The following is a 22,763-nucleotide window of genomic DNA, read 5'->3' as shown; positions in this document are numbered from 1 at the left end:
GCGGTGCGGCGGTCACTTGGGGAGCACCGCCTTGTACCCGGCCGGGACCTGGGCGTCCGGCCGGCGCAGGTAGAGCGGGAGCGGCGGCAGGAATGTGCCGTGCGCGGCGAGGCGTTCGGCGGCCAGCGCGGCGAGCGCCCCCGCCGAGACGTGCGCGGGCTCGCGGACGTCGCCGAAGACCTCCGGGTAGAGCGCGGCCCCGGCGCCCACCGCGGGCACCCCGGCCACCCGCTCGGCGATCTCGGCGGGCCGGTCCACGGCCGGCTCGCCGATCCGCTCCAGCGGCGAGGCGTACCGCGCCCAGTAGACCTCCTTGCGCCGGGCGTCGGTGGCCACGGTGAACGGCCCCTCGGTCAGCCCGGCCCGGCCGGCGGCGTACGCGATGGCGTCCAGGGTGCACACGCCGTGCACGGGTACGCCCAGCGCGTCCCCGAACGACGTGGCGGTCACCAGCCCGACCCGCAGCCCGGTGTACGGGCCCGGCCCGGCGCCCACCACGACATCGGTCACCGCGTCCAGCTTCACCCCGGCGTCGCGCAGCACCTGGTCCACCACCGGCAGCAGCAGTTCGCCGTGGCGGCGGGCGTCGACGACGGTGTGCTCGGCGAGGAGGGTGGTGTCGTCGTGGAGGGCGGCGGTGACGGCGGGGGTGGCGGTGTCCAAAGCGAGTAGAAGCACCCCCACAGCCTAAGGCTGTGGGGGTGCTCCCCGTCAGCCACGGACCCCTCGGGGTGCCCCCGGTCCCGCTCTCGTCGTGGCTGACGTCACAGCTGTTTCCCCCCGCCCACCCGTGGCTGTGTTCGTACAGCGCGGGGTGCGCACTGTCTGCCTGGGTTCCCGGGGGCCCTCCGGGGTGAGGGTTCGCTCGCGCTGGCGGTCAGCCATTGCCTCCCCCGGGCGCGCCCGATCCCCCGTCTCGTCGTGGCTGGCGTCACTGATGCTTCCCCCCGCCCACCCGTGGCTGTGTTCGTACAGCGCGGGATGCGCACTGTCTGCCTGGGTTTCCGGGGGCCCTCCGGGGTGACTCCTCGCTCCGCGTATCCGCCAAGGCTTGGCTCCGGCTGCTGGGTCGCTGCGGGGACACCCCTGCACGCCCCCGTCCGGTCTCGTTCCGCGCTGCGGCACGGAGGGGGTGAGAAAAAGACCGGGGTCACCCCAACCTCCTCACTCACCCCCACCCGCGAAGAGAGGCACCCGCACGACGGCACAAGGGGGTGTGCCGGGGGTGTCCCCGCAGCGACCCAGCGGGGCGGAGCCAAGCTGTGGCGGATACGGGGAGCGAGGAGTCACCCCCGGCGCGCCCCCGACCCCGTACCGGCAGTAGGCGAACCACCCCGGTGCCGAACCAAACCAAAACCCCACCAACCACCCACCGGGCAGGGGGCCGGCTCGGGCCGCGCGAGCGTCGGGGGTGCGGGGGCACCCCCGCCCCGGTGGGGGGCCAGGGAGAGCGGGGTGATCGGACGTTTGAGCGGCGAAGCCAAGTGCTAACGTCACCGCATGGCAAGGATCGCCTCCGGCACCATCGTCACCGGGCTCACCGCAGCGGCTCTCGCCGGCGTCGGCGTGCTCGCCTGGCAGGCGTCGGCGGCGCCGGACCACACCGGGCGGGCGCATCCGGCGACCTCGGCGCAGGCGAAGCCGAGCACCGCGCCGAGCAAGCCGCCCGCGCCGCGGACCCCGGCGGTGCCGGCCGACTCCGGCAGCGGCAAGCGCGTCGTGTACTCGCTGGCCGGCAAGCGGGTCTGGCTGGTCGAGGCCGACGGGCACGTGGCCCGCACGTTCCCGGTCGTACCGGGAACACTGGCCCCCGCCCCGGGCACGTACCACGTCACGTACCGCGCCCCCCAGACGACCGGCTCGGACAAGGTGGCCATCGAGCACCTGATCGTCTTCGACGTGGTCGAGGGGCGGAACATCGGCTTCAGCGCCGCGGTGGACGGCTCGCTGCCGACCGCGCAGAACCCGGGGATCAAGACCGGCGGCATCCGGGAGCGCACCGCCGACGGCGACGCCATGTGGCCCTTCGCGCCCAAGGGCGCGACCGTCGTGGTGACCCCGTAGCGATTGCGCCGAACGAGTGAGGGACTACGCGGCGTCGCGTTGACGCGACGGGCGCTCCGGGTCGGGGCCGTCCTGCGGATCGGCATCCGGCTCGGGCGGGCTCGGCGGGGTGCACACCGCCTCGGCCGCCGCGCCGGCGGCGAGGAGCACGCTCATCGGCGGCATCGACTCCTCGCCCCGCGGCGGGGCCGCCGGGTCACGGAACACCTCGGGCGCCGTTTCGGCGCGGCCGTCGGCCGACATGTGCGCCTCCTGGTACGGACGAGTCGGGCAAGTCGTAAGTTAGGCAGCCCTAACCGCTCATTACCTCCAGCAGAACACGCCTGGTACCGCCGACGCAACATTTTCCCGACGCCCTGTCGGAATGTTGACGGAATTGGCGAGGGATCGTTGGGCGAAGGTCAGCGGGGTGCCGTCGCCGCGGCCAGTTCGCCACCGGCCCAGCGCGGGCCCACCCCGGTCAGCACGATCTGCCGCCCGTCGTCGTTGTCCTCGCCCAGGCCGCGGTGGATGGTGATGTGCAGCCGCTCGTCGGTCAGCTCCTCGACCTTGCCCTCACCCCACTCCACGACCACCACGGACTCGGTGAGCGACACGTCCAGGTCGAGGTCCTCCATCTCGTCCAGGCCGCCGCCGAGCCGGTAGGCGTCCACGTGCACCAGCGCCGGCCCGCCGGTCAGCGACGGGTGGACCCGGGCGATCACGAACGTGGGCGAGGTCACCGCGCCGCGCACCCCCAGCCCCTCACCGATGCCCCGGGTCAGCGTGGTCTTGCCCGCGCCCAGCTCACCGCTGAGCACCACCAGGTCCCCGGGGCGCAGCAGCGCGGCGAGCCGCCGGCCCAGCTCCCGCGTCTCCTCGGCGGTGCCGAGCACCATCCGCACCTGTACCGGGGCCTGCGAAGCGTCCTGAGTCGTACCCATGCCTACGGATGCTACGCGGACGCCGCCGTCCGCCCCCAAAGGCCGGACGCGTCGAGCCCCGGCCCACCCGGGGGGACGTCAACGTCCCTCGGCCGGGGCGTCCGCCGCGGGGTCGTCGTCCGTCCCGCCGGTGCCGTCGTGCCGGGCCAGCTCGCGGACGGCCTCCGGCAGCGGCGCACCGACCGTCCCGGCGGCCTCCACCAGCAGCGCCGCCAGCTCGGCGTTGACCAGCTCCGGGTACTCCAGCAGCGCCAGGTGGCCCGCCTCGGGGACCACCACCAGCCGGGCCCCGGGGAGCTTCTCGACGATCGCCTCGCTGTGTTCGAGCGGGGTGAGCAGGTCCTTGTCACCGGCGACCACCAGCGCCGGGAGCCCGTCCAGCACCACCAGCGCCTCGATCTTCTCGTGCTCGGTGAAGGCCGGGTAGAACTCGGCGACCACGTCGATCGGCGTCGACTCGATCATCCGCTCGGCGAGCCTGGCGACCCCCGGGTCGACCTCGGAGGCGAACGAGTAGCGCTTGACGATCCCGGCGAACAGGTCGGCGGTGGCCCGCCGGCCGCGTTCCACCAGCGCCGCCTGGCTGCCCAGCGCCCGCAGCACCCCCGGGGCCAGCACCCGGAACGCCTTGGCGCCCGCGGCCGGCAGCCCCAGCGTCACCGCGGCCAGCTTCCCCGCCGACGTCCCCGCGAAGAAGACCCCGGCCACCCGCTCCGCGATCAGCTCGGGAAACTGCTCGGCCAGCGCCATCACCGTCATGCCGCCCATCGAGTGACCGGCGAGCACCAGCGGGCCGTGCGGCGCCGCCGCGTCGATGACCGCCTTCAGATCGCGGCCGAGCTGGTCGATGGTGGCCGCCTCCCCGGCGCGCTGCGCGGCCCCGCGCCCGGAACGCCCGTGGCTGCGCTGGTCCCAGTAGACCGCCCGGACCAGCCCGCGCAGCGCCAGCCGCTGGAAGTGCCAGGAGTCCTGGTTGAGGCAGTAGCCGTGGCTGAAGACCACGGTCAGCGGTGCGGCGCCGTTGCCGGCCGGCGCGGCGGCCTCCTCCACCTCGTAGTACAGCTCGGTGCCGTCCTCGGCGCGGGTGGTGCCCGGCTCACCGCGCAGCGTGCCGTAGGGACCCGCCGCGTCGAGCGCGAGCCGTGCCTTGCGTCGTATGCCGCGTCCCACGGTCATCCGTTCTACCGCGACACCGGCCGCCGCGCCCGCCGCGAGCACCCCGATCGCCGCGCCGAGCAGCCCCGCGGTGCGCGCCGCGCCACCGGTGCCGTCGGCCGCGCCACCACCCCGTGCCACGGCTACCGCCCCACGGGCCCGTCGTCCGCGCCGAGGTGGACGCGCGGCACCCGGGGGCCGATCCGGGTGACGATCTCGTACGCGATGGTGCCCGCGGCCCGCGCCCAGTCCTCGGCGGTCGGCTCGCCCCGGTCGCCGGGGCCGAAGAGCACCGCCCGTTCACCGGTACGCGCGGTGTCCCCGCCGAGGTCGACCACGAACTGGTCCATGGCCACCCGGCCGGCCACCGTCCGCCACTTGCCGGCCACCAGCACCGGACCGGTGCCCGAGGCGTGCCGCGGGATGCCGTCCGCGTACCCGGCCGGGATCAGCGCCAGCGTGGTCTGGCCCGGCGTGGTGTACAGATGGCCGTAGGAGACGCCGTGGCCGCCGGGGACCCGCTTGACCGAGGCGACGTTCGCCAGCAGCGTCATCACCGGCCGCAGCCCGTACTCGGCGGGCCCGGCGAGCTGCGGCACCGGCGAGATGCCGTACATCGACACCCCCGTGCGCACCAGGTCGAAGTGGGACTCCGGGAGCGTCAGGGTGGCCGGCGAGTTGGCGATGTGGCGCACCTCGGGGTCGAGGCCGGCCGCCTCGGCGGTGGCCAGCGCCTGCCGGAAGGCGGTCAGCTGGGCGGCGATGGACGGGTGGCCGGGCTCGTCGGCGCAGGCGAAGTGCGACCACACCCCGGTGACCCGCAGCAGCCCGTCCCGTTCGGCGGCGCGGGCCGCGGCCACCAGCTCCGGCCAGTCGTGCGGCTGGCAGCCGTTGCGGCCCAGCCCGGTGTCGGCCTTGAGCTGCACCCGGGCCGGGCGGCCGGCGGCCCGGGCGGCGGCGGTGACCTCCCGCAGCGCCCACATCCCGCTCACCGTCACGTCGACGTCGGCCTCGATCGCCTCGCGCCATGGGCCGCCGGGCGTCCACAGCCAGCACAGCACCCGCCCGTCGACCCCGGCCGCGCGCAGCGCCAGGGCCTCCTGCGGGGTCGCCGTGCCCAGCCACTCGGCCCCGGCCGCCCGGGCCGCGCGGGCGCACGGGACCATGCCGTGCCCGTACGCGTCCGCCTTGACCACGGCCATCAGCGCGGCGCCGCCCGTCAGCCGGGACCGCAGCGCGCCCACGTTGGCCCGCAGGGCCGCCAGATCGATCTCGGCCCACGTGCGCGCCGTGGTGCCGGGTGCCTCGTCCTCGTTCATCCCCGCCAGTGTCTCAGGCCGCCGCCCGGGCGCGCCGTGACCTACCTGACGCGGATCAGGCCGGCTTGTGGCCCCACACGTAGACGCGGTCGCGCATGTGGAGCACGCGCCACAGCCGCTTGGCATCCTTCAGGCGCATGTTGACGCAGCCGTAGCTGCCGGGCGGGGCGTAGATCGACTCGTAGACGCCGTGGAACGCGATGCCGCCGTCGAAGAACTGCGCGTACGGCATCGGGGTGTGGTAGATCGTCGACGTCCAGTGGCGGTGCCGCAGGTAGACGCGGTGCAGGCCGTTGCGGGTGCGGGTGGACGGCCGACCGGTGCGCACCCGTACCGGGCCGAAGACCACCCGGTGGTTGCGCTGCACCCACATCACCTGCCTGTTCTGGTCGACGCAGGCGATCCGGTAGGGGCCGGCCGGGCAGCGCGAGTGGGCCAGCAGCTCGCGCTGCGTCTCGTCGGCGCCGCGTTCCTCGGCCTCCTCGTCCTGCATGATCCCCCAGGTCACCGGCCCGGCGAAGCCGATGGCCGGACGGATCCGGTGGTCCTGCTGGTACCGGCGGATCGCCTCGCAGGTGACGGGGGTCTGCCGGCCCCGGGACGGCGTCAGGCCCAGGAAGCGCTCCACCTCGCGCTGGTACGGGCCGGTGTGCGGCGAGCAGTACGGGCGCACCCCGCGGTGCACCGCGGCGGCGTCGTCCGCCGGGACGTACTCCACCCGCTCGGCCGCCGCGAGCTGCGCCGCCGTGGGCTCCGGGCCGTGCCGGTCCGGGGGCGCCGGGTGGCCCCGGAGCACCCGGGGCGGGGAGTAGACCTGGTCGGGCGTGTCGCCGACCCCGGGCGGCAGCGGGATGCCCGGCACCAGCTGCCCCAGCGGCACGCCGGCCGTACCGCGCCCGGCGGGCACCGGCGGCACGGTACGGCGGCGGTCCTTCGGGCGGCCGTGGCCGTGGCCGTGCCCCGCTGCCGCGCCGGACACCTCCGCGCGGCCGGCGCCGTGGCCCGGCGGATGCCCCGGCCCGTGCCCCGCGGCCGTACCGCTCAGCGCCAGCGGGAGCACCGCCACCGCCGCGAGCAGTCCCACCCGGCCCCTCTTCGTTCTCCAAGCAGTCATCGCACCGGCCTTCCCGACGACGAAAGCGCGAGCACCTCGCGCGGCCTCCGACACGGCCCACACGTAGCCAGCCGGGCCCCGCCGACCGCGCCGCACGCCGCCGGTCCACCCCTTCGCCGGGCACCAATCCCCCTAAGGGCGGCATTCGACCCCGCCGGACGGGCGGTGGCAACGGCCCGTCCGCGGTGCACCTAAGCTGGCCCCCATGTGCGGAATCGTTGGATACGTGGGCAGCCAGAACGCCCTCGACGTGGTCATCGCCGGTCTCAAGCGCCTGGAGTACCGGGGCTACGACTCGGCCGGGGTCGCGGTGCTCGCCGACGGCGGGCTGGCCGCCGCCAAGAAGGCGGGCAAGCTCGCCAACCTGGAGAAGGAGCTGGCCGAGCGCCCGCTGCCGGCCGGTACCGCCGGCATCGGCCACACCCGCTGGGCCACCCACGGCGGCCCCACGGACGCCAACGCCCACCCGCACCTGGACAACGCCGGCCGGGTCGCCGTCGTCCACAACGGCATCATCGAGAACTTCGCCGAGCTCCGCGCCGAGCTGGCCGAGCGCGGCCACGAGCTGCTGTCCGAGACCGACACCGAGGTCGTCTCCCACCTGCTGGCCGAGGCGTTCTCCTCCACCGGCGACCTGGCCGAGGCGATGCGTCAGGTGTGCCGCCGCCTCAACGGCGCCTTCACGCTGGTGGCGGTGGACGCCGACGCCCCGGACGTGGTGGTCGGCGCCCGCCGCAACTCCCCGCTGGTCGTCGGGGTCGGCGACGGCGAGACCTTCCTCGCCTCGGACGTCGCCGCGTTCATCGCGCACACCCGGAACGCCGTGGAGCTGGGCCAGGACCAGGTCGTCGAGCTGCGCCGGGACGGGGTCACCGTCACCGACTTCGACGGCAACCCCGGCGAGGTCCGCGAGTACCACGTGGACTGGGACGCCTCCGCCGCCGAGAAGGGCGGCTACGACTACTTCATGCTCAAGGAGATCGCCGAGCAGCCCAAGGCGGTCGCCGACACCCTGCTGGGCCGGATCGACGGCAACGGCCGGCTCACCCTGGACGAGGTCCGCATCGACGCCTCGGCGCTGCGCGAGACCGACAAGATCGTGATCGTGGCCTGCGGCACCGCGTTCCACGCCGGCATGATCGCCAAGTACGCCATCGAGCACTGGACCCGGATCCCCTGCGAGGTGGAGCTGGCCAGCGAGTTCCGCTACCGCGACCCGATCCTGGACCCGCGCACCCTGGTCATCGCCATCAGCCAGTCCGGCGAGACCATGGACACCCTGATGGCGCTGCGGCACGCCCGGGAGCAGGGCTCCAAGGTGCTCGCCATCTGCAACACCAACGGCTCGACGATCCCGCGCGAGTCCGACGCCGTGCTCTACACGCACGCCGGCCCCGAGGTCGCCGTCGCCTCCACCAAGGCGTTCCTCACCCAGCTCGTCGCCTGCTACCTGGTCGCGCTCTACCTCGGCCAGGTGCGCGGCACCAAGTGGGGCGACGAGATCCACTCCCAGATCCGTGAGCTCTCCGACATCGCCAAGCAGGTCGACCAGGTGCTGGAGACCATGGAGCCGGTACGGGAGCTGGCCCGCTCGCTCAAGGACAAGAACACCGTCCTCTTCCTCGGCCGGCACGTGGGCTACCCGGTGGCCCTGGAGGGCGCGCTCAAGCTCAAGGAGCTGGCCTACATGCACGCCGAGGGCTTCGCGGCCGGCGAGCTCAAGCACGGTCCGATCGCGCTGATCGAGGAGGACCTGCCGGTCGTCGTCGTGGTGCCGTCGCCGCGCGGCCGGGACGTGCTGCACGACAAGATCGTCTCCAACATCCAGGAGATCCGGGCCCGTGGCGCCCGCACCATCGTGATCGCCGAGGAGGGGGACGAGGCGGTGGTCCCCTACGCCGACCACCTGATCCGCATCCCGGCCACCCCCACCCTGCTCCAGCCGCTGGTGGCCACCGTGCCGCTCCAGGTCTTCGCCTGCGAGCTGGCCACCGCCCGGGGCAACGAGGTCGACCAGCCGCGCAACCTGGCGAAGTCGGTCACCGTCGAATGAGGGACGCCCGGCGGGCGGCGCGGCGGGGGGTGACGGCCGCGTGATCATCGGTGTCGGGATCGACGTGGCGGACGTCGCCCGCTTCGCCGCCTCGCTGGAGCGCACCCCCGCGCTGGCGGAACGTCTCTTCACCCCCGCCGAACGGGTCCTCCCCGGCGGCGAGCCACGCGGGGCCGCGTCGCTCGCCGCCCGGTTCGCGGCGAAGGAGGCCGTGGCCAAGGCGCTCGGCGCGCCGGCCGGCCTGCGCTGGACCGACGCCGAGATCCGCTCCGACCCCTCCGGCCGGCCCCGCCTCCACGTCACCGGCACGGTGGCCGCCCGCGCCGCCGAACTCGGCGTCGCCGCCTGGCACGTCTCCCTCAGCCACGACGCCGGCATCGCCTCGGCGGTCGTCATCGCCGAGTCCTGAGGGCCCGCTCGCGCTGGCGGTCAGCCATTACTCCGTGGCCCGGTTCGCCCGTTTCAGGATGCCGGGGTGGCCCCCGTTCGCCCCTGCCCGGTGGGGGGTTGGTGGGGTTTTGGTTTGGTTCGGCACGGGGTGGCTTCGCCTGTGCGTCGTGCGGGGTCGGGGGCGCGCCGGGGGTGACTCCTCGCTCCAGGTTTCGTTGTCGGCTTTCGCCCGGGCACACCCCCTTCTGTCCGTTCGCGGGTGCCTCTCTTCGCGGGGGAGGGTGAGTGAGGAGGTTGGGGTCACCCCGATCTCCTTCTCACCCCCTCCGTGCCGCAGCGCGGAACACAACAGAACGGGGGCGTGCAGGGGTGTCCCCGCAGCGACCCGGTGGACCGGCGGAAAGCCGACAACGAAACGCGGAGCGAGGAGTCACCCCGGAGGGCCCCCGGAAACCCAGGCAGACAGTGCGCACCTCGCACTAGACGAATACAGCCACGGGTGGGCGGGGGGAAACAATCTGTGACCTCAGCCACGACGAAGCGGAAACGGGCGAACCCTGAGGGGGTAATGGCTGACCGCCAGCGCGAGCGAACCCTTACCCCGGAGGGCCCCCGGAAACCCAGGCAGACAGTGCGCACCCCGCACTAGACGAATACAGCCACGGGTGGGCGGGGGGAAACATCCGTGACGCCAGCCACGACGAAGCCGGAACCGGGGGCACCCCGAGGAGTGCGGGGCCGGCGTCGGGGCGAGCGGAGCGGGATCGGGGGGAAGACTACGGACCGGGAACGACCTCAACGCCCCCGGAAGGAAACACATGCGTCACGCTCACGCCGTCGACAGCGTTCGCTCCGCCGAGGCCGCCCTCATGGCCACTCTTCCGCCCGGCACCCTGATGCGGCGGGCCGCGGCGGGGCTGGCCGCGGCGTGTGGGGGGGTGCTGGACGGCGGGGTGTACGGCAGGCGGGTCGTGGTGCTGGCCGGCAGCGGGGACAACGGCGGGGACGCGCTGTACGCCGGCGCCCGGCTGGCCGGGCGGGGCGCCGGGGTCACCGCGGTGACCCTCGACCCCGACCGGGCCCACCCCGACGGCCTCGCCGCGTTGCGCCGCGCCGGCGGCCGGATCACCGGCCCGGATCACGCGCCGGCGGCGCTCGCCCGCGCCGACCTCGTCCTCGACGGGATCACCGGCATCGGCGGCAAGGGCGGACTGCGGCCCCGCGCCGCGGAGTTGGCCCACGCGGCCCGCGCGGCGAGCGCGTCCGGTGCCGTGGTCGTCGCCGTCGACCTCCCCAGCGGCGTCGACGCCGACACCGGCGAGACCCCCGGCGAGGCGTTCCGCGCCGACGCCACCGTCACCTTCGGCACCTACAAGCCGGGGCTGCTCGTCGACCCCGCCGCCGAGTACGCCGGCGCGCTGCGCCTGGTCGACATCGGGCTGGGGCCGTATCTGCCGGAGCCGGAGCTGGAGGCGTTGCAGCACGAGGACGTGGCGCGGCTGCTGCCGGTGCCCCGCGGGGAGAGCGACAAGTACCGCCGCGGGGTGGTCGGCGTCGTGGCCGGCTCGCAGCGTTACCCGGGCGCCGCGGTGCTGGCGGTCGGGGGCGCGCTGCGCGGCGGGGCGGGGGCGGTGCGGTACGTCGGCCCGGCCGGGGACGCGGTGATCGGGCGCTACCCGGAGACGCTGGTGTCGGCGGGTCCGCCCGCCAAGGCCGGCCGGGTGCAGGCGTGGGTGATCGGACCCGGCCTCGGCGACGACCACCTGGCCCGGCAGTCCGTGGACGAGGTGCTCGCCTGCGACGTCCCGGTGCTGATCGACGCCGACGCCCTGCGCCTGGCCGACCGGGAGCGGGTGCGGGCCCGCCGGGCGCCGACCCTGCTCACCCCGCACGCGGGCGAGGCGGCGGCGCTGCTGGACGTGGCCCGCGAGGAGGTCGAACGGGCCCGCCTGAGCCACGTACGGCGGCTGGCCGCGGCGTACCGGGCGACCGTGCTGCTCAAGGGGTCCACCACGCTGGTGGCCGAGGAGGGGGCGCCGGCGCGGGTCAACCCGACCGGGACGGCGTGGCTGGCCACCGCGGGCAGCGGCGACGTCCTGTCCGGGCTCACCGGGTCGCTGCTGGCCGCCGGGCTCTCCGCCCGGGACGCCGGCTCGGTCGGCGCCTACCTGCACGGTCTGGCCGCCCGGCACACCCGGCACCCGTTCGGCGCCCATGAGATCGCGGACCGGGTGCCATACGTGTGGCACTCGGTGCACCCCCGGGCGTGAACGCCGTGTAACGCGGTCGCACAATGGACCGCGTGTCTTCGACCACGACGAGCGACCGCCGCCGCGACGCGAGCCCCTATCTCGACCTGACCAGGGCCGAGTGGAGCGCGCTGCGGGAACGTACCCCACTGCCGCTGACCGCCGAGGAGGTCGAGCGGCTGCGCGGCCTCGGCGACGTGGTCGACCTCGACGAGGTCCGCGACGTCTATCTGCCGCTCTCCCGGCTGCTCAACCTCTACGTGGGGGCCACCACGAGGCTGCGCGGGGCGCTCAACACCTTCCTCGGTGACGCCCGTACCGGGCACGGCGCGCAGAGCGGCACCCCGTTCGTGATCGGGGTGGCCGGCAGCGTGGCGGTGGGCAAGTCGACCACCGCGCGCATCCTCAAGGCGCTGCTGGCCCGCTGGCCGGAGCATCCCCGGGTGGAGCTGGTGACCACCGACGGGTTCCTGCTGCCCAACGTCGAGTTGCAGCGGCGCGGTCTGATGTCCCGCAAGGGTTTCCCGGAGTCCTACGACCGCCGGGCGCTGACCCGGTTCGTCGCCGACGTCAAGGCGGGCAAGGACGAGGTGACCGCGCCGGTCTACTCCCACCTGATCTACGACATCGTGCCGGGCGAGCGGCTGGCGGTGCGCCGTCCCGACATCCTGATCGTGGAGGGCCTCAACGTCCTCCAGCCGGCGCTGCCCGGCAAGGACGGCCTGACCCGGGTGGGCCTGGCCGACTACTTCGACTTCAGCGTCTACGTCGACGCCCGTACCGAGGACATCGAGCGCTGGTACCTGGGCCGGTTCGGCATGCTGCGGCAGACCGCGTTCCAGAACCCCGACTCGTACTTCCGCAAGTACACCCAGGTGCCGGAGGCGGAGGCGCTGGAGTACGCCCGGATGCTCTGGCGGACCATCAACCGCCCCAACCTGGAGCAGAACGTGGCCCCCACCCGCGGCCGGGCCACCCTGGTGCTGCGCAAGGGGCCGGACCACAAGGTGCAGCGGCTCTCCCTGCGCAAGCTGTGAACGAGGGAGGGCGCCCGCCAAGGCGCCCTCGTCACGGCCCCGTTCAGCCCAGGGTCGACTTGACGACGTCCGCGAGGCGGCCGGCCACCGCGCGGGCGTGTTCGATGTCGGCGGCCTCGACCATCACGCGGACCAGCGGCTCGGTGCCGGAGGGGCGCAGCAACACCCGTCCGGTGGTGCCGAGTTCGCGTTCGGCGTCCTGGACCGCGCGGGTCAGCTCGGGTTCGGCGCCGACCCGGGTCTTGTCCACGTCCGGGACGTTCACCAGCACCTGCGGCAACTGCTCCATGACGGAGGCGAGTTCGGCCAGGGTGCGTCCGGTGGCGGCGACCCGGGCGGCGAGCATCAGCCCGGTGAGGGTGCCGTCGCCGGTGGTGGCGTGGTCGAGGATGATCACGTGGCCGGACTGCTCGCCGCCGAGCGCGTACCCCTTGGCCTTCATCGACTCCAGGACGTACCGGTCGCCGACCGCGGTCTGCACCATCTCGATGCCCTCGCGTTCCATGGCGAGCTTGAAGCCGAGGTTGGACATCACGGTGGCCACCACGGTGTTCTCCCGCAGCGTGCCGGCCTCGCGCATGGCGAGCGCCAGGATGGCCAGGATGTGGTCGCCGTCGACCTCGCGGCCGGTCGCGTCCACCGCCAGGCAGCGGTCGGCGTCGCCGTCGTGGGCGACGCCGAGGTGGGCGCCGTGTTCGACGACGGCGGCCCGCAGCGCCGCCAGGTGGGTGGAGCCGCACTGGTCGTTGATGTTGAGGCCGTCCGGATCGGCGCCGATGGTGATCACCTCGGCCCCGGCGCGGGTGAACGCCTCCGGGGAGACCCGGGAGGCGGCGCCGTGCGCGGCGTCGACGACGACCTTGAGCCCGTCGAGCCGGTTGGGCAGGGCGCCCACCAGGTGGTCGACGTAGGTCTCCAGCCCCTGGCCGTAGTCGCGGACCCGGCCCACGCCGACGCCGGTGGGGCGGTCCCACGGCTCGCCGGAGGCGTGGCCGCGGTAGGTCTCCTCGATGCGGTCCTCCAGCTCGTCGGCGAGCTTGTGGCCGCCGCGGGCGAAGAACTTGATGCCGTTGTCGGGCATCGGGTTGTGGCTGGCGGAGAGCATCACGCCGAGGTCGGCGCCGAGCGCGCCGGTCAGGTAGGCCACCGCCGGGGTGGGCAGCACGCCGACCCGCAGCACGTCCACGCCGGCGCTGGCCAGTCCGGCCACCACGGCGGCCTCCAGGAACTCTCCGGACGCCCGGGGATCGCGTCCGACCACGGCCACCGGCCGACGGCCCTCAAATGCCCGCCCGTCGCCCGGCCACCGCCCCTGGCCGACCGGGCTTCGCCCGGACTCCTCTTCTTCCGCCAGCACATGCGCCGCCGCCACCGACAGCCCGAGCGCGAGCTCGGCGGTCAGGTCGGCGTTGGCGACACCGCGCACTCCGTCCGTGCCGAAGAGTCGTCCCACTGTGGTTCCTCCGAGATGACGAGAAAGCTGGCCCCCGCTTGGCCCCCCGTTCGAGCCTTGCCCCGTAACGAGAAACCCCGGAGGCGCACAGAGTGCCTCCGGGGCCTTTCGCCAGGGCGCGGATCAGCGCTTGCTGTACTGCGGCGCCTTACGGGCCTTCTTCAGACCCGCCTTCTTCCGCTCGATCTCGCGAGCGTCACGGGTCAGGAAGCCGGCCTTCTTCAGGACCGGACGGTTGTTGTCGACGTCGGCCTCGTTGAGGGCACGGGCCACGCCGAGGCGCAGCGCGCCGGCCTGGCCGGAGACGCCGCCGCCGCTGATGCGGGCGATGACGTCGTAACGGCCTTCGAGCTCAAGGATCTTGAACGGCTCGTTGACTTCCTGCTGGTGCACCTTGTTGGGGAAGTAGCCCTCAAGGGTGCGCCCGTTGATCTTCCACTTGCCGGTGCCCGGGACGATCCGGACGCGGGCGACCGACTCCTTGCGGCGGCCGGTGCCGGCGGCCGGCTGCGGCTCGCCGAAGCGGGAGGCCAGCGACTCCGAGGTGTACTCGCCCTCGGGGATGTCGGTGCTCTCGGTGGTGTACTCGGTCAGCTCCTCGCCCTCGGCGAGGGGGGCCTCAGCGGTGGTCTCAGCCACGATTCTCCTCAGATGCTTTCTCTAGTAGCTGGTGGCCGGGACTAGCCCTGCGAAACCTGCGTGATCTCGAACGGAACCGGCTGCTGGGCACCGTGCGGGTGCTCGGCGCCGGCGTAGACCTTCAGCTTGGAGAGCATCTGACGGCCCAGGGTGTTCTTCGGGAGCATGCCCTTGACCGCCTTCTCGACGGCCTTCTCCGGGTTCTTCTCCAGCAGCTCGTCGTAGCGGACCGACCGCAGACCACCCGGGTAGCCGGAGTGGCGGTAGGCCATCTTCTGGGTCCGCTTGTTGCCGGACAGGTGCACCTTGTCGGCGTTGATGATGATGACGAAGTCACCGGTGTCGACGTGAGGCGCGTACACCGGCTTGTGCTTGCCCCGGAGGAGGGACGCGGCCTGGGAGGCCAGACGGCCGAGGACGACGTCCTGCGCGTCAATGACGTGCCACTGGCGCTGGACGTCGCCGGGCTTGGGGCTGTACGTACGCACGGTCGTAGCCTTTGCTTCTTCAGTAGTGGGGTCGCCCCGCACCCAGGTGGGCTCAGGGGACGGGTCCTGACAAGGCCACCCAGACGATCACGACAGCCTTGACCCCCCACGGTGACGCAAACCGCGGACGATCGCTGGTCATCGGCCCGGTGGACCGGCGTAGCGGCCTCTCACGTGAGATCGAGCAAGCCAATACGCATAACGAACTCGCAGAATACCCGGGCACCACCGGCCGGGTCAAAAACACCCCTTCGGCCCGGCGCGCGGTCCCGCCGCGCGAGCCTACAGCGTGGCCCGGGAACCGGCCGGACGCGGGTCGGCCGCACCGCCCTGTTCGGGCACCAGCACACGGCGTCCGCGCACGCACGTCCACGCCAGCACCACCGCCAGCCCGCACAGCATCAGCGCGTCCTTGTACGCCCGCCGGGTCACCGGGCGCAGCAGCGGCCACTGGATCACCGGCACCTGCGGCAGCAGCGTGAGCCAGAACCACGGGGTGCGCGCCACCGAGCCGGGGACCACCACCGAGGCCAGCAGCAGCGGCAGCACCACCAGCGAGTAGTGCTCGAATGAGGGCCGGGAGACCAGGAAGGCGCTGAGCATCAGCATGGTGGCGGTCTCCGCCAGCCGCAGCCGCTCGGTGAGGTGTCCCCGGCCGCCGCCGGCGGTCCACCGGGCGGTGCCGGGGACCGGCGACGGCTGGAGGCCGGGCAGCCCGGCGCCCGCCCCCGTCCACCGCCGCCAGGCGCACCACACCCCGGCGCCGGACGCCGCGGCGGCGGCCAGCAGCGCGGCGGACTGCGGCACCCCCAGCCGCGGCAGGATCGCCACCAGCGAGGCGTCGAAGGGGCGGGCGTAGGCGTCCTGGCCGTGCAGCAGGAAGGGCAGGGTGCGGGTGAAGAAGAACGTGGGGTTGGGCATCACCAGCGCCGCCGCCAGCGAGGAGACCACCGGCACCCCGGCCGCCAGCGCCAGCGCCCGGGGCCGCCGGGCCATCAGGAACAGCAGGGTCACCGGCACCAGCATCGGCTTGAGCGCGATCGCGGTGCCCACCACGGCGCCCGCCGCCGTCCACCGCGAGCGCACCGCCAGCAGCAGCGCCAGCGGCAGCGCCGCCGCGGAGAACGCCGTCCAGTTGCCCAGCAGCACCAGGCTGCGGAACGGGGCGAAGTAGACCAGCCCCCCGGCCACCAGCACCCCGAGCCTGCTGCGCGGCGAGACCTCGAAGATCCGCAGCGCGCACCACCAGCCGGTGAGCACCGCGGCGGCGGTGGCCGCGGGCACCAGCGGGCGCAGCACCCCGCGCGGCAGCAGCGCCTCGGGCACCGCGGCCAGCACACTGCTGGGCAGGTAGAGGAAGCGCCGGTCGGCGTAGGGCGAACCGCCGTCCAGCAGCGCGCGGGCCGCTCTGATCACGAACCGGTTGTCCATGCCGTCCAGGCCGCTGCGGCGGTAGACCTCGAAGACGGCGACGAGGACCAGCGCGAGGGCCGCCGCCTGCGCGGGCCAGGAGGCCCGCCGGACAAGCCAAGCGGTAACTCCTGAATCGTCAGATTTGCCCGAATTCACACGTGGATGCTAAGGGCCAACCACGGCGAGCGCCGCCTTTCGACACGGGCCGGGTCGCCGGACGCCGCGCGCCGCCCGCCGCGGATCAGCGCGTCCGGTCGACCCTCGGCTCGTCCCACACCGGCTCCGGCACCTCCCGTACCAGGCCGTCCTGGCCGAAGACGAGGAAGCGGTCGAAGGAGCGGGCGAACCAGCGGTCGTGGGTGACCGCCAGCACGGTGCCCTCGAACGCCTCCAGCCCCGTCTGCAACGCCTCCGCGCTGACCAGGTCGAGGTTGTCGGTGGGCTCGTCGAGCAGCAGCGCGGTCGCCCCGGCCAGCTCCAGCAGCAGGATCTGCAACCGCGCCTGCTGGCCGCCGGAGAGCTGGTCGAAGCGCTGGTCGCCCTGGCCCTGCAACTCGTAACGGCGCAGCGCGGACATCGCCTTGCCCCGGTCCAGCGCGTGCTCGCCCCACAGGATGTCCACCAGGGTGCGGCCGAAGAGTTCCGGGTGAGCGTGGGTTTGGGCGAAGTGGCCCGGGACCACCCGGGAACCCAGCCGCCACCGCCCGGTGTGGGCCACCTCCTCCCCGGCCAGCAGCCGCAGGAAGTGCGACTTGCCCGAGCCGTTGGAGCCCAGCACCGCCACCCGTTCGCCGAAGAAGACCTCCAGGTCGAACGGTTTCATCAGCCCGGTCAGCTCCAGGGAGGCGCAGGTGATCGCCCGCAGCGCGGTGCGCCCGCCGTTCAGCCGCATGGTGATCTTCTGCTCCCGCGGCGGCTCCTGCGGCGCCCCGGCCTCCTCGAACTTCCGCAGCCTGGTGCGCGCCGCGTGGTAGCGCGAGGCCATGTCCGCGCTGTTCGCCGCCTGTTGGCGCAAGGTGAGCACCAACCGCTTGAGCTGGGCGTGCTTGTCGTCCCAGCGGCGGCGCAGCTCCTCGAAGCGGGCGAACCGCTCCCGCCGCGCCTCGTGGTACGTGGCGAAGCCGCCGCCGTGCACCCACACGTCGGCGCCGTCCGCGCCCGGCTCCACGCTGATGATCCGGTCCGCCGCGCGGGCCAGCAGCTCCCGGTCGTGGCTGACGAAGAGCACCGTCTTACGGCTCAGCCGCAGCGCCTCCTCCAGCCACCGCTTGCCGGGCACGTCCAGGTAGTTGTCGGGCTCGTCCAGCAGCAGCACCTCGTCCGGGCCGCGCAGCAGCGCCTCCAGCACCAGGCGCTTCTGCTCGCCGCCGGACAGGGTGCGTACCTCACGCCACTGGGCCCGCTCGTAGGGCACGCCGAGCGCGGCGGTGGTGCACATGTCCCACACCGTCTCGGCCTCGTAGCCCCCGGCCTCGGCCCAGTCGCTGAGGGCCTGGGCGTAGGCGAGCTGGGCGGGCTCGTCGTCCTGCGCCATGATCGCCAGCTCGGCCGCGTCGACCGCCCCGGCGGCCTGCCGGATCCGCGGCCGGGCCACCGACACCAGCAGGTCGCGCACCGTACGGTCGTCCCGCACCGAGCCGATGAACTGCGGCATCACGCCGAGCCCGCCGCTGACCGTGACCGTCCCCCCGTCCGGCGCCAGCTCCCCCGCGATCAGCCTCAGCAGCGTCGTCTTGCCCGCCCCGTTCGCCCCGACCAGGGCGGCCGTGGCGCCCTCCCCGACCCGGAAGGAGACATCGCCGAGCAGCACCCGGCCGTCCGGCAGGTAGTACTCCAGGTGTGCCGCTTCCACATGTCCCATGGCCGGATTGTCACCTGGCCGCGCGGTGCGCCGAAACCGGTTTTCCACAGGCCTCGGCCGGTGTCGGCCGGGCCGATAGTATGCGCGCCATGACGGACGGTCGCCAGCAGCCCCAGCAGCCACCGGGCCCCGAGCAGGGCGGCGAGCAGCAGCCCGTGCCCAAGCCCGGCCAGCCCACGCTGCCGTTCCGCGCGGCCACCCCGCCCCCCGGCTACGGCTATCCGCAGCCGCAGCCGCAGCAGCCCGGGTACGGTTATCCACAGCCCCAGCAGCCCGCGCAACCCGGCTACCCGCAGACCCCCCGGACGGGTTACGGATATCCGCCCGAGGCCCACCCCGGCACGCCGGAGCAGGGCCGGAGCGCGCCCGCCTGGACGCCGCCGGCCACCCCGCTCGCCGACGTCGGCCCCACCCACCCCGGCGAGCCCGACTGGTCGGCGCTGGCCGAGCGCGCCGAGGCCGGCGACCGCAGGCGCAAGGTGCTGCTGTACGGCGGCGGGGCGCTGGCCGCCGTGGTGATCGGGGCCGTCGTCGCCACCGCCGTGATCGTCACCGGCCACAAGCGCCCGGCCCCCGGCCCCACGCTCGCCCGGCCCACCACGCCGGCGCAGCCCACCCCGTCCTTCTCCGACGTCACCCCGCCGCCCCCGCCCAACCCGCTGACCATCATCTCCAGCGCCAAGAAGGACACCGCGCCGCTCACCCCGGACGGCCTCTTCGCCGGCGCCCGGCTGGACTTCAAGGGCCGCGCCTACACCCGCACCGCCACCGACGCCACCGACACCTGCTACACGCTGACCTCCGGCGGCCTCGGCGACGTCCTCGCCCACAACGGCTGCCGCGAGCTGCTGCGCGCCACCTACACCCGCGACGGGGTCGCCGTCACCGTCGGCGTCGCCGTCTTCGACAGCGGCGCCGCCGCCGACCGGGCCAAGAACGACTACCAGGGGTACGTCCAGCCGCTGGCCGGCGGCGGCACCCCGGCGTTCTGCCACGCCACCGCCTGCCAGACCACCGCCAACGCGGTCGGCCGCTACGCCTACTTCACCATCGCCGGCCTCACCGACGGCCACCCGGTCACCGCCGACGACCCGCAGACCAAGGGCGCCGCCGCCGACGTCGCCGCCTTCGCCTTCAACCGCATCGTGCAGCGCGGCCGGGACCAGGCGGCCACCGCCCCGGCGGGCTGACCGGCCAAAGGGCTGAGGGTCAGGGCCGGCAGCCCGGCAGCGTCCGCATGTTGCGGGCCTCGGCCGCCCGCGCCGCGAGCAACTCGTCGGCCGGGTAGCCGACCTCCTCCAGGGTCAGCCCGTGCGGACGCACCACGTTGACCGCCGAGTGGCGCACCCGGCCCGCCAGCACCTCGCCCGGGAAGCCCACCGGCCGGTGCCCGTCACCCACCAGCAGCAGCGCCCCCACCAGCGCGCGCACCATGTTGTGGCAGAACGCGTCGGCCCGCACCGTGGCCACCGCCACCCCCTGCGCGTCCCGCTCCCAGGACAGCTCCAGCAGGGTACGGATGGTGGTGGCGCCCTCCCGCTTCTTGCAGTACGCGGCGAAGTCGTGCTCCCCCGTCAGCAGCCGGGCCGCCTCGTTCATCAGGTCCACGTCCACCGGGCGGTCGTGCCAGAGCACATGGCCGCGCAGCAGCGGGTCGACGCCGCCGGGGTGGTCGGCCACCCGGTAGGCGTACCGGCGCCAGATCGCCGAGAAACGGGCGTTGAACCCGGGCGGCGCGACACCGACCCGCCACACCCGCACGTCCCACGGCAGCCGTCCGGCCAGCCGCCGCAGCAGCCGGCCCCCCTCCCGCTCCCAGACCTCCTCGGGCAGGTCGACGTGGGCCACCTGGCCGCGGGCGTGCACCCCGGCGTCGGTGCGCCCGGCCACCGTCAGCTCCACCGGCTCCGGCAGCCGCAGCACGGTGGTGATCGCCGACTCCAGCTCGCCCTGGACCGTGCGCCGCTCCCGTTGCCGGGCCCACCCGGAGAAGTCCGTCCCGTCGTAGGACAGGTCCAGCCGGACCCGCACCAGCCCGGGGCCCACCTCGTCGTTCCCGTTCACCCCATGTTCCCTTCCATGCCGAACGGGCCCGCACCCAGCCAACGGCTGGATGCGGGCCCGCAGGTCACCTCGGTGGCGACGCTCAGGCGTCCTTCGACTCCTGCGCGGCCTCCTCGGCCGGAGCCTCGGTCGCCTCGGCGGCCTTGGCCTCCTCGGCCTCCTTCACCGCGCGCTTGGTCGCGGCCTCCGCCTCACCGGTGGCCTGCTGTGCCACGGTCAGCGCCTCGACCAGCTCGATCACGGCCATCGGGGCGTTGTCGCCACGACGGTTGCCGATCTTGGTGATGCGGGTGTAACCACCCGGGCGGTTCTCGTACCGGGGGGCGATCTCCGTGAAGAGCGTGTGGACGACGCTCTTGTCGGTGATGACCTCCAGCACCAGGCGACGGTTGTGCAGGTCGCCCTTCTTCGCCTTGGTGATCAGCTTCTCCGCGACCGGGCGCAGCCGGCGCGCCTTGGCCTCGGTGGTGGTGATCCGGCCGTGCTCGAAGAGCGACTTGGCGAGGTTCGCCAGCAGCAGCTTCTCGTGGGCCGCGCTGCCGCCCAGACGGGCGCCCTTGGTGGGCTTCGGCATGGGTTTCTCCTTCTATCTGCACCGGCCGTATCAGGTACCGGTGTCAGGGCCCCGCGGGCGGACGCCTGCGGGCAGTCTCAGTACCGCTCGCGGATCAGTACTGCTCGGTCTCGACGAAGCCGGCGTCGTCGTCGTCCGCGCCGAACGCGTCGGCGGCGGCGGTCGGGTCGAATCCGGGCGGGCTGTCCTTCAGGGCCAGGCCCATGCCGGCCAGCTTCGCCTTGACCTCGTCGATCGACTTCGCACCGAAGTTGCGGATGTCGAGCAGGTCGGCCTCGCTGCGCGCGACGAGCTCACCCACGGAGTGGATGCCCTCGCGCTTGAGGCAGTTGTAGGAGCGGACGGTGAGCTCCAGCTCCTCGATCGGCAGCGCCAGGTCCGCGGCGAGCGCGGCGTCCGTCGGGGACGGACCCATGTCGATGCCCTCGGCGTCCACGTTGAGCTCACGGGCCAGGCCGAACAGCTCGACCAGGGTCTTGCCCGCCGAGGCCATCGCGTCCCGCGGCCGCATGGCCTGCTTGGTCTCGACGTCGACGATCAGCTTGTCGAAGTCGGTGCGCTGCTCGACACGGGTCGCCTCGACCTTGTAGGTGACCTTGAGCACCGGCGAGTAGATGGAGTCGACCGGGATCCGGCCGATCTCCTGGCCCTGCTGCTTGTTCTGCACCGCGGAGACGTAGCCGCGACCGCGCTCGACGGTCAGCTCCATCTCCAGCTTGCCCTTGCCGTTGAGCGTGGCGAGCACCAGGTCCGGGTTGTGCACCTCGACACCGGCCGGCGGGGCGATGTCGGCGGCGGTCACCACGCCGGGGCCCTGCTTGCGCAGGTACATGACCACCGGCTCGTCGTGCTCGGAGGAGACGACGAGCTGCTTGATGTTGAGGATGAGGTCGGTCACGTCCTCCTTGACGCCCGGCACGGTGGTGAACTCGTGCAGAACGCCGTCGATCCGGATGCTGGTGACCGCGGCACCGGGGATCGAGGAGAGCAGGGTACGACGCAGGGAGTTGCCGAGGGTGTAGCCGAAGCCCGGCTCCAGCGGCTCGATCACGAACCGGGAGCGGTACTCGTCGACGACCTCTTCGGTCAACGAGGGACGCTGAGCGATCAGCATGGTTTTCGGTCCTTCAGTCGTGGGCGCCCGCTATTTGACGCCCGCTGTACTGACAAGGGTACGGGCGGTACGACCCGTGCTGGGCCGTACCGCCCGTATCGTCACTCAGCCCTTACTTCGAGTAGAGCTCGACGGTCAGCTGCTCCTGGCCCCTGTCTTCCGGGGGACGACCCCCGGACCCCCGGGTGCGGGAGCAGTGCCGGCCTTACTTCGAGTAGAGCTCGACGATCAGCTGCTCCTGCACCTGGGTGTCGATCACCTGGCGCTCGGGCAGCGAGTGGACGAGGATCCGCAGCTTCGACGGGATCGACTCCAGCCAGGCCGGAACCGTCTTCTCGCCGGCCTCGGCGGCGGCCACCTGGAAGGGGGTGAGCTGCCGGGACGAGGGGCGGACCTCGATGATGTCGTTCGGGGCGACCCGAGCCGACGGGATGTCGGTCTTGCGGCCGTTCACGGTGATGTGACCGTGGCGGACCAGCTGACGGGCGTGGTCGCGGGACTTGGCGAAGCCGGCCCGGTAGACCACGTTGTCCAGACGGGACTCCAGGATGCGGAGCAGGTTCTCACCGGTCTTGCCGGACTTCCTGTTCGCCTCCTCGTAGTACCCGCGGAACTGCTTCTCAAGGACACCGTAGATACGCGCGCACTTCTGCTTCTCACGCTTCTGCAGCAGGTACTCGCTGTCCTTGGTGCGCCCGCGACCGTGCTCACCCGGGGGGTAAGGACGGATCTCGATCGGGCACTTCGCGCTCTCGCACTTGCTCCCCTTGAGGAAGAGCTTCTGCTTCTCCCGACGGCAACGCTTGCAGTCGGCCCCGGTGTAACGCGCCATTGTCTTGGTTCTCCTACTTCA

The 22,763-nt window shown here is 73.5% G+C and carries 21 protein-coding genes; 6 read left to right on the top strand and 15 right to left on the bottom strand.

Annotated elements, in window-relative coordinates:
* Window positions 1–12: 12 nt before the first annotated feature.
* Window positions 13–678, bottom strand: a complete 666-nt coding sequence (gene tsaB, locus SCATT_RS17200) for a tRNA (adenosine(37)-N6)-threonylcarbamoyltransferase complex dimerization subunit type 1 TsaB (RefSeq protein ID WP_014144361.1) — start codon at window positions 676–678, stop codon at window positions 13–15.
* An 822-nt stretch (window positions 679–1,500) separates the two neighbouring features.
* Here tsaB and SCATT_RS17195 point away from each other — a divergent pair.
* Entirely contained in the window at window positions 1,501–2,064 is a 564-nt protein-coding gene (locus tag SCATT_RS17195; protein WP_014144358.1) for a L,D-transpeptidase, read from the top strand.
* Window positions 2,065–2,088: 24 nt separating this feature from the next.
* Here SCATT_RS17195 and SCATT_RS17190 read toward each other — a convergent pair whose 3' ends face one another.
* The 5 genes from SCATT_RS17190 to SCATT_RS17170 form a co-directional block, all read right to left on the bottom strand.
* On the bottom strand, window positions 2,089–2,307 hold the full coding sequence (locus SCATT_RS17190; RefSeq protein WP_014144357.1) for a hypothetical protein: 219 nt from the start codon (window positions 2,305–2,307) through the stop codon (window positions 2,089–2,091).
* Between the two features lie 158 nt (window positions 2,308–2,465).
* On the bottom strand, window positions 2,466–2,987 hold the full coding sequence (gene tsaE, locus SCATT_RS17185) for a tRNA (adenosine(37)-N6)-threonylcarbamoyltransferase complex ATPase subunit type 1 TsaE (RefSeq protein ID WP_014144356.1): 522 nt from the start codon (window positions 2,985–2,987) through the stop codon (window positions 2,466–2,468).
* Between the two features lie 78 nt (window positions 2,988–3,065).
* Window positions 3,066–4,283 carry an alpha/beta fold hydrolase gene (locus SCATT_RS17180; RefSeq protein ID WP_014144355.1) on the bottom strand — a complete coding sequence of 406 codons (1,218 nt, stop codon included), beginning with the start codon at window positions 4,281–4,283 and terminating at the stop codon, window positions 3,066–3,068.
* A gap of 2 nt (window positions 4,284–4,285) precedes the next feature.
* Entirely contained in the window at window positions 4,286–5,461 is a 1,176-nt protein-coding gene (gene alr / locus SCATT_RS17175; RefSeq protein WP_014144354.1) for an alanine racemase, read from the bottom strand.
* A 55-nt stretch (window positions 5,462–5,516) separates the two neighbouring features.
* Complete coding sequence (locus tag SCATT_RS17170; protein WP_014144353.1) at window positions 5,517–6,545, bottom strand: L,D-transpeptidase; 1,029 nt, start codon at window positions 6,543–6,545, stop codon at window positions 5,517–5,519.
* Between the two features lie 235 nt (window positions 6,546–6,780).
* Here SCATT_RS17170 and glmS point away from each other — a divergent pair, with 235 nt between their 5' ends.
* From glmS to coaA, 4 genes are all read left to right on the top strand, one after another.
* Window positions 6,781–8,628: a glutamine--fructose-6-phosphate transaminase (isomerizing) gene (glmS, locus tag SCATT_RS17165; protein WP_014144352.1), complete on the top strand. Its 1,848-nt coding sequence runs from the start codon at window positions 6,781–6,783 to the stop codon at window positions 8,626–8,628.
* A gap of 40 nt (window positions 8,629–8,668) precedes the next feature.
* Complete coding sequence (locus SCATT_RS17160; RefSeq protein WP_014144351.1) at window positions 8,669–9,037, top strand: holo-ACP synthase; 369 nt, start codon at window positions 8,669–8,671, stop codon at window positions 9,035–9,037.
* A gap of 799 nt (window positions 9,038–9,836) precedes the next feature.
* Entirely contained in the window at window positions 9,837–11,288 is a 1,452-nt protein-coding gene (locus SCATT_RS17155; protein WP_014144350.1) for a bifunctional ADP-dependent NAD(P)H-hydrate dehydratase/NAD(P)H-hydrate epimerase, read from the top strand.
* 23 nt (window positions 11,289–11,311) lie between these two features.
* Window positions 11,312–12,304 carry a type I pantothenate kinase gene (coaA, locus tag SCATT_RS17150; protein ID WP_014144349.1) on the top strand — a complete coding sequence of 331 codons (993 nt, stop codon included), beginning with the start codon at window positions 11,312–11,314 and terminating at the stop codon, window positions 12,302–12,304.
* 43 nt (window positions 12,305–12,347) lie between these two features.
* On the opposite strand, the gene glmM is transcribed toward coaA, so the two are convergent.
* From glmM to SCATT_RS17125, 5 genes are all read right to left on the bottom strand, one after another.
* Window positions 12,348–13,757, bottom strand: a complete 1,410-nt coding sequence (gene glmM / locus SCATT_RS17145; protein WP_014144348.1) for a phosphoglucosamine mutase — start codon at window positions 13,755–13,757, stop codon at window positions 12,348–12,350.
* A gap of 123 nt (window positions 13,758–13,880) precedes the next feature.
* Window positions 13,881–14,396 carry a 30S ribosomal protein S9 gene (gene rpsI / locus SCATT_RS17140; protein WP_014144347.1) on the bottom strand — a complete coding sequence of 172 codons (516 nt, stop codon included), beginning with the start codon at window positions 14,394–14,396 and terminating at the stop codon, window positions 13,881–13,883.
* Window positions 14,397–14,437: 41 nt separating this feature from the next.
* Window positions 14,438–14,884, bottom strand: coding sequence for a 50S ribosomal protein L13 (gene rplM / locus SCATT_RS17135; RefSeq protein WP_014144346.1), 447 nt, complete (start codon window positions 14,882–14,884; stop codon window positions 14,438–14,440).
* 282 nt (window positions 14,885–15,166) lie between these two features.
* The gene (locus SCATT_RS17130) at window positions 15,167–16,453 is read right to left on the bottom strand and encodes a glycosyltransferase family 87 protein (RefSeq protein ID WP_014144345.1); all 1,287 of its coding nucleotides are present in this window, start codon (window positions 16,451–16,453) and stop codon (window positions 15,167–15,169) included.
* 85 nt (window positions 16,454–16,538) lie between these two features.
* A complete protein-coding gene (locus tag SCATT_RS17125; protein WP_014144344.1) occupies window positions 16,539–18,158 on the bottom strand; it encodes an ABC-F family ATP-binding cassette domain-containing protein in 1,620 nt (539 codons plus the stop codon).
* 89 nt (window positions 18,159–18,247) lie between these two features.
* On the opposite strand from SCATT_RS17125, the gene SCATT_RS17120 reads away from it, so the two are divergent.
* Window positions 18,248–19,348, top strand: coding sequence for a hypothetical protein (locus tag SCATT_RS17120; RefSeq protein WP_014144343.1), 1,101 nt, complete (start codon window positions 18,248–18,250; stop codon window positions 19,346–19,348).
* 19 nt (window positions 19,349–19,367) lie between these two features.
* On the opposite strand, the gene truA is transcribed toward SCATT_RS17120, so the two are convergent.
* The 4 genes from truA to rpsD form a co-directional block, all read right to left on the bottom strand.
* Window positions 19,368–20,222 (bottom strand): tRNA pseudouridine(38-40) synthase TruA, encoded by an 855-nt coding sequence (gene truA, locus SCATT_RS17115; RefSeq protein WP_014144342.1) that lies wholly within the window; start codon window positions 20,220–20,222, stop codon window positions 19,368–19,370.
* 82 nt (window positions 20,223–20,304) lie between these two features.
* Window positions 20,305–20,796 (bottom strand): 50S ribosomal protein L17, encoded by a 492-nt coding sequence (rplQ, locus tag SCATT_RS17110; protein ID WP_014144341.1) that lies wholly within the window; start codon window positions 20,794–20,796, stop codon window positions 20,305–20,307.
* Between the two features lie 94 nt (window positions 20,797–20,890).
* The gene (locus SCATT_RS17105; protein WP_014144340.1) at window positions 20,891–21,910 is read right to left on the bottom strand and encodes a DNA-directed RNA polymerase subunit alpha; all 1,020 of its coding nucleotides are present in this window, start codon (window positions 21,908–21,910) and stop codon (window positions 20,891–20,893) included.
* A gap of 205 nt (window positions 21,911–22,115) precedes the next feature.
* On the bottom strand, window positions 22,116–22,742 hold the full coding sequence (rpsD, locus tag SCATT_RS17100) for a 30S ribosomal protein S4 (RefSeq protein WP_014144339.1): 627 nt from the start codon (window positions 22,740–22,742) through the stop codon (window positions 22,116–22,118).
* Window positions 22,743–22,763 lie beyond the last annotated feature (21 nt).

The organism is Streptantibioticus cattleyicolor NRRL 8057 = DSM 46488 (assembly GCF_000240165.1).
In the GTDB taxonomy this organism is placed as follows: Bacteria; Actinomycetota; Actinomycetes; order Streptomycetales; family Streptomycetaceae; genus Streptantibioticus; species Streptantibioticus cattleyicolor.
Note: the sequence above shows the minus strand (reverse complement) of the source record. Positions and strands in the feature narration are given on the sequence as shown.

Bases quoted from the DNA above. Each gene is read 5' to 3' on its own strand.
- SCATT_RS17195 (WP_014144358.1), top strand. From the start codon at position 1,501: ATGGCAAGGATCGCCTCCGGCACCATCGTCACCGGGCTCACCGCAGCG.
- SCATT_RS17190 (WP_014144357.1), bottom strand. From the start codon at position 2,307: ATGTCGGCCGACGGCCGCGCCGAAACGGCGCCCGAGGTGTTCCGTGAC.
- tsaE (WP_014144356.1), bottom strand. From the start codon at position 2,987: ATGGGTACGACTCAGGACGCTTCGCAGGCCCCGGTACAGGTGCGGATG.
- alr (WP_014144354.1), bottom strand. From the start codon at position 5,461: ATGAACGAGGACGAGGCACCCGGCACCACGGCGCGCACGTGGGCCGAG.
- glmS (WP_014144352.1), top strand. From the start codon at position 6,781: ATGTGCGGAATCGTTGGATACGTGGGCAGCCAGAACGCCCTCGACGTG.
- SCATT_RS17155 (WP_014144350.1), top strand. From the start codon at position 9,837: ATGCGTCACGCTCACGCCGTCGACAGCGTTCGCTCCGCCGAGGCCGCC.
- coaA (WP_014144349.1), top strand. From the start codon at position 11,312: ATGGACCGCGTGTCTTCGACCACGACGAGCGACCGCCGCCGCGACGCG.
- SCATT_RS17125 (WP_014144344.1), bottom strand. From the start codon at position 18,158: ATGGGACATGTGGAAGCGGCACACCTGGAGTACTACCTGCCGGACGGC.
- SCATT_RS17120 (WP_014144343.1), top strand. From the start codon at position 18,248: ATGACGGACGGTCGCCAGCAGCCCCAGCAGCCACCGGGCCCCGAGCAG.
- rplQ (WP_014144341.1), bottom strand. From the start codon at position 20,796: ATGCCGAAGCCCACCAAGGGCGCCCGTCTGGGCGGCAGCGCGGCCCAC.
- SCATT_RS17105 (WP_014144340.1), bottom strand. From the start codon at position 21,910: ATGCTGATCGCTCAGCGTCCCTCGTTGACCGAAGAGGTCGTCGACGAG.
- rpsD (WP_014144339.1), bottom strand. From the start codon at position 22,742: ATGGCGCGTTACACCGGGGCCGACTGCAAGCGTTGCCGTCGGGAGAAG.